Origin of the sequence: Mesorhizobium sp. M7A.F.Ca.CA.003.01.2.1, assembly GCF_003998945.1 — a bacterium.
Classification (GTDB): Bacteria; Pseudomonadota; Alphaproteobacteria; order Rhizobiales; family Rhizobiaceae; genus Mesorhizobium; species Mesorhizobium ciceri.
Genome location: NZ_RZRA01000437.1, coordinates 1 through 4,599, shown reverse-complemented (window position 1 = coordinate 4,599; position 4,599 = coordinate 1). Strand labels below are relative to the sequence as shown.

The 4,599-nt window shown below is 63.8% G+C and carries 5 protein-coding genes; 1 reads left to right on the top strand and 4 read right to left on the bottom strand.

Annotated features, from left to right (window positions below; genetic code table 11):
• Positions 1-955, bottom strand: a 955-nt coding sequence (locus EN969_RS18115) for a lytic murein transglycosylase (RefSeq protein ID WP_164758326.1), incomplete at its 3' end; no start/stop codon positions are given.
• 257 nt (positions 956-1,212) lie between these two features.
• On the bottom strand, positions 1,213-2,013 hold the full coding sequence (locus tag EN969_RS18110; protein WP_013530938.1) for a GH25 family lysozyme: 801 nt from the start codon (positions 2,011-2,013) through the stop codon (positions 1,213-1,215).
• Between the two features lie 229 nt (positions 2,014-2,242).
• Here EN969_RS18110 and EN969_RS18105 point away from each other — a divergent pair, with 229 nt between their 5' ends.
• On the top strand, positions 2,243-3,622 hold the full coding sequence (locus tag EN969_RS18105) for a serine hydrolase (RefSeq protein WP_063168488.1): 1,380 nt from the start codon (positions 2,243-2,245) through the stop codon (positions 3,620-3,622).
• 52 nt (positions 3,623-3,674) lie between these two features.
• Here EN969_RS18105 and EN969_RS18100 read toward each other — a convergent pair whose 3' ends face one another.
• Together EN969_RS18100 and EN969_RS18095 are read right to left on the bottom strand one after the other, a co-directional pair.
• Positions 3,675-4,358, bottom strand: a complete 684-nt coding sequence (locus EN969_RS18100; RefSeq protein WP_063168487.1) for a class I SAM-dependent methyltransferase — start codon at positions 4,356-4,358, stop codon at positions 3,675-3,677.
• On the bottom strand, positions 4,355-4,599 hold a 245-nt coding region (locus EN969_RS18095; protein WP_127419287.1), incomplete at its 5' end, for a DUF3419 family protein. The genes EN969_RS18100 and EN969_RS18095, both read right to left, overlap by 4 nt.

Sequence of the window (4,599 nt, the reverse complement as noted above, 5' to 3'; positions counted from 1 at the left end):
CGGCAAGGTTGGCTGCCGTCAGCGCATAGGTGAAGGACTGATTCCATTCGAGATAAACGTCGAAATTGTCGTAGGTGAGGAAGGCTGGCCCCTTGCGGCCCATCGGCAGCGCGAGGCCTGCTTTCAGGCCGTTATCGACCAGCGGCGCGCCGCTGGGGTAGGTGACGCCCCATTGCGCCCACTGCGACAGCGGCAGCTTGTTGGTGCGACCGGTCTGATCCCACGGCATGTCTTCGGGCACGCGGACTTCCTGGATCCAGGGCTGGTCGCGTTTCCAGCCGCGCGACAGCACCTTGTTGGCAGTGGTCATGATCACATCAGGCACGCTGCCGCGCAGGTCGATCTTGCCGTCGCCGTCGCCGTCGACGCCGCGTGCCAGATAGTCGGAGGGCAGGATCTGCGTCTGGCCGATCTCGCCGGCCCAGGCGCCCCTGACATCGGCCGGCAGCACGCCGCGATCGATCAGTTCCAGAAGCGGCACCAGCTGTTGCCGGAAGAGCTGCGGCCGGCGGCAATCATGGGAAAGCGTCACCAGGGCGCTCAGCGTGTGGAAGTCGCCCTGCACGGCGCCGAAATCGGTCTCCAGCGCCCAGAAGGCGGCGATGATCGGCGCCTGGACGCCGAACTGCTGGTCGGCGCGGGCGAAGACATCCGCGTATTTCTTCATGTTCGCCGCACCTTGCTTCAGGCGATAGGCCGAGATCATCCGGTTGGAAAACTCGACAAAGGTTTGGGTGAAGACGCCCTGGGCGCGGTCGCGCGCCAACACCTTGTCATCTAAGGTTGCCGCTTCAAGGGCGTCGAGACCCACTGCACCTACGCCGGCCGCCTTGGCTTCCGCGGCGACGCCCTGCTTCCAGGATTCGAAGTCGCCGCCGCATTCCTGCGCCATCGCCGGCAAGGCCGTGGCGCACAGGGTCAGCGCAGCCGCGAGGACTTTGGAACGCAGTCGCATCAGCTTCCTTTCGAAACGAACAGGGGGTCATTTGTTGTGCTCCCCCCCGGGAAGCCCAACGCCCTGAATTACCGGCGGTTGCACTCTTTCCCGCTGGCTGTGTCGAAAAGCAGGCGGCAGGCCCGGTGTCAACGGTGTTCTGCGGCAGCTTCTCTGCTGGAGTGATTTGATGCAGGGCAGTGCTGCCGTTGCACCGGTTCAACGGAAGCTCTGCTGGAGTGATTTGATCCAGGGCGGTGCTGCCGTTGAACCTGACGTCAACGGGTGTTCTGCCGCAGCCATTTGTTCCAGGCGGCTTCGCTGCCGTTGAAGACGTTGATGTCGGACTTGCCGGTCATGCCGGGAACGATGCCGGTTCCGGTGTACTGCCAGAAGGTGAAGGGGTGGCTGCCGTATTTCTCACGCGGATGGCCGGCGACGGAACGCAGCCAGTAGGGATAGCCGCGGAACCCTGACAGCCCGTTGTCGTCGAAGAAGTCGACGGAAGTGTAGATGATCGGCTTCTTGCCGTAATGGCGTTCGACGATTTCGAGGAAGGTGGTCATCTCCGCGCGCACCGTGGCGGCGTCGGGACGCAGCCTGCAGGTCGGCGATTGCGGGTTCCATTCCATATCGAGGACCGGCGGCATCGCCGAGCGATCGACGGGGACGTTGCGGATGAACCAGCGCGCCTGAACGGCAGCCGGGGTGCAGAAATAATAGAAATGATAGGCGGCTCGCGGAATCCCGTTGGCCTTCGTGCGCGCCCAATGCTCGCTGAAATACTCGTCGAAACGGTCGCCGCCCTCGGTCGCCTTGATGAAGGCGAAGGAGATGCCGCTGGCCCTGGCAGCCGGCCAGTCGACCGAGGTCTGGTATTTGGAAACATCGGTGCCGTGGACGGCATAGTTCCACGGCGCGCCGCTCTCCCATTCATGCGGCTTGGAGTCGGCAAAGCGCGGCGCGCGCACGGCAACCGTCGGGCTGCTCGAAGCGGATGGCGACAGCGGCGAGAGATCGTCGACGGTCGAGCAAGCACCAAGCAGCGCTAGCATGATCAGGCCCGCAAGACGGCGCATCGCAATTCCCGAGCCGGATTCAGCCGGTCGCTGATGGGTCTCTACACTGATGGCCTGCTTTGTGATCGGGCCCCCTCCGAACGATCGCCCCACAGCATCGCTCAGCATATCCTGTGATCGCCGATCATGGTTGATAATCCGTTGATGGCGCTCGACAAGCATTGTGATTTGCGGAAGCAATGGCGGCAAATCGATGACATAAGGGTCGCGCAGGGCCCGGAGGAAATAAATGCGGATCGTGGTCAAGATCGTCAAATGGCTGCTTGGCCTGATCGTCCTGGCGGTCGCAGCACTTTTTGCCTGGCTTTATATCGCGCCACCGGAGTTGATCAGGGTCGGCTCGGGCTACTCGGCCAAGATCGTCTGTTCGAACGTTTTTATCGCCGGCCGCGATCCCAATGAGGTGCTGGCCGTCGACGTGCAGGCACCCGGGCATCCCCTGCTGCGGTTAATGCGGGTTTCGGTGGACAAGAACAGGGGAACGGTGTCTGCCGGCCTGTTCGGTTTCCTCGGCAAGAGCGTCGCCGTAGCCCGCGACGGGCTTGGCTGCGCTTCGGTTCCGGACGGCGACGTAGGAAAGGTGCGGCGGACCGCGATCCAAGCGGAGCCGTCCGCAGTCACCATGGGCGACCTGTGGCCGGAAGGCGAACGGGTCGAGGCATCACAGGATCCGGTTGTTGCCAAGCTGCTGGATGATGCGGCGCTGATCGGCACCGGCATGCGCGCGGTGGTGGTGGTCAAGAATGGCCGTGTCGTCGCCGAGCGCTACGGCGATGGCTTTTCCGCCAGGACGCCGCTGCTCGGCTGGTCGATGACCAAAACAGTGAATGCCGCCATCGTCGGTACGTTGGTCAAGGACGGCAAGATGGCTTTCGACAACAAAAACCTGTTCGCGCCGTGGAAGGCGGACGGCCGCGCCGCGATCAGCCTTGCCGACATGATGGCGATGTCAAGCGGGCTGGAGTTCAACGAGGATTATGGCGACGTCGCCGACGTCACGCGCATGCTCTATCTCGAACCTGACATGGCGGGCTTTGCCGAATCCAAGCCGCTGGCTGCAGAGGTCGGCAAACAGTTTTCCTATTCGAGCGGCACGGCGGTGATGCTGTCGCGCCTCTGGCAGGACGCGGTCGGCGACAAGGCCAGGGCGCTGACGTGGCCGCGCACGGCGCTATTCGAGCCGCTCGGCATGCACAGCGCGGTGCTTGAAACGGACGAGCAGGGCACCTTCGTCGGCTCGTCCTATCTCTACGCGACCGCGCATGACTGGGCGCGCTTCGGCCAGTTCCTGCTGCAAGGCGGGGTGTGGAACGGCAACCAGATCCTGCCGGCCGGTTTCGTCGACTGGATGCGCGAGCCGGCATCCGCCTCGAAGGTCTACGGCAAGGGCCAATTGTGGATCGAGGCCCCGGGCGATGAGGAAAACCCCGGCGCCGGCGTCGCGGCAGGCCTGCCCAAGGACACGTACTGGATGGAAGGCCATGACGGGCAGACGGTTGCCATCATTCCCTCGGAGCAGTTGGTGGTGGTGCGGCTGGGGCTGACGCCTGCCAAGCTTGGCTATCGGCCGCAGACGATGGTGGGGGCGCTGATGAAGGCGCTGCATTAAGGTGCATTGACATTCAGGTGAGGTCGGCCTGCAAATGGCGGTTTCACCTTGGCTAGCCGCGCGGCCCGATAACCGCCAGCCAGGCATAGCCGCGATAAAGCGTGCCGAAACGGAAGCTTGCGCCGGTTCGCCGAGATTCCGATTCCAGCACTTCGCGCAACGATTCACGCGGCGCGACGTGGAATTTTTTCAGCCAGCCGCGCAGCAGCGCACGGAACCAGCCGGGCAGCCCTTCCTGCTGGCCGAAATCGACGATGTGCAGCGAACCGTTCGGCGACAGGGCGGCAAGTGCCGCCGATACTGTTTTTTCCCAGCCGGGGATCATCGACAGCGAATAGGACACGAAGACACGGTCGAAGCGTTCGACATCGAAGAGTGCCCGGGCATCGAAATCGGTGGCATCGCCCCTAGCCAATATGACGCGACCGGACAGGCCCTCGCGGTCGATCGCCTTTCCGGCCGTCTCCAGCATTTCGGCCGAAATATCGAGGCCGAAAAAGCGCGCGTCGGGATAGTGACGGGCGGCGAGGATGACGTTGCGGCCGGTGCCGCAGCCGAGTTCCAGCACGGTGCCACCGGCAGGCACGTCGAGCCCCGAGATCATTGGGTCGCGGCCGAGCAGGTAGTATTTGCGGGTCAGGTCGTAGATGTGGCGCTGCCAGCGGTAGACGCCGTCCATCAGTTCGGCATGATTGGCCTTGAATTCGGGGCTGGCCGGCAGCTCGCTGCTGCTCATGCCGCGCGCTTTACGTAGAGATGGAAGCCGCCATAGATGGCCGAGCGGTCGCGGGCCGAAAATTCCCGCGAAGCCTGGTCCTGATAGTCCCATTGGTCGAGCAGCGAACTGGAGACGCGACCCGGCAGCAGGCTGGGCTCGGCGGCGGTGCGGAAGATGACGCGGGCGCCGGCCGAAGCCGTGCGGGTGATTTCCGCCCACAGCGCGTTGAGCTGATCGTCGGTCATCCAGTCCTGTGCGT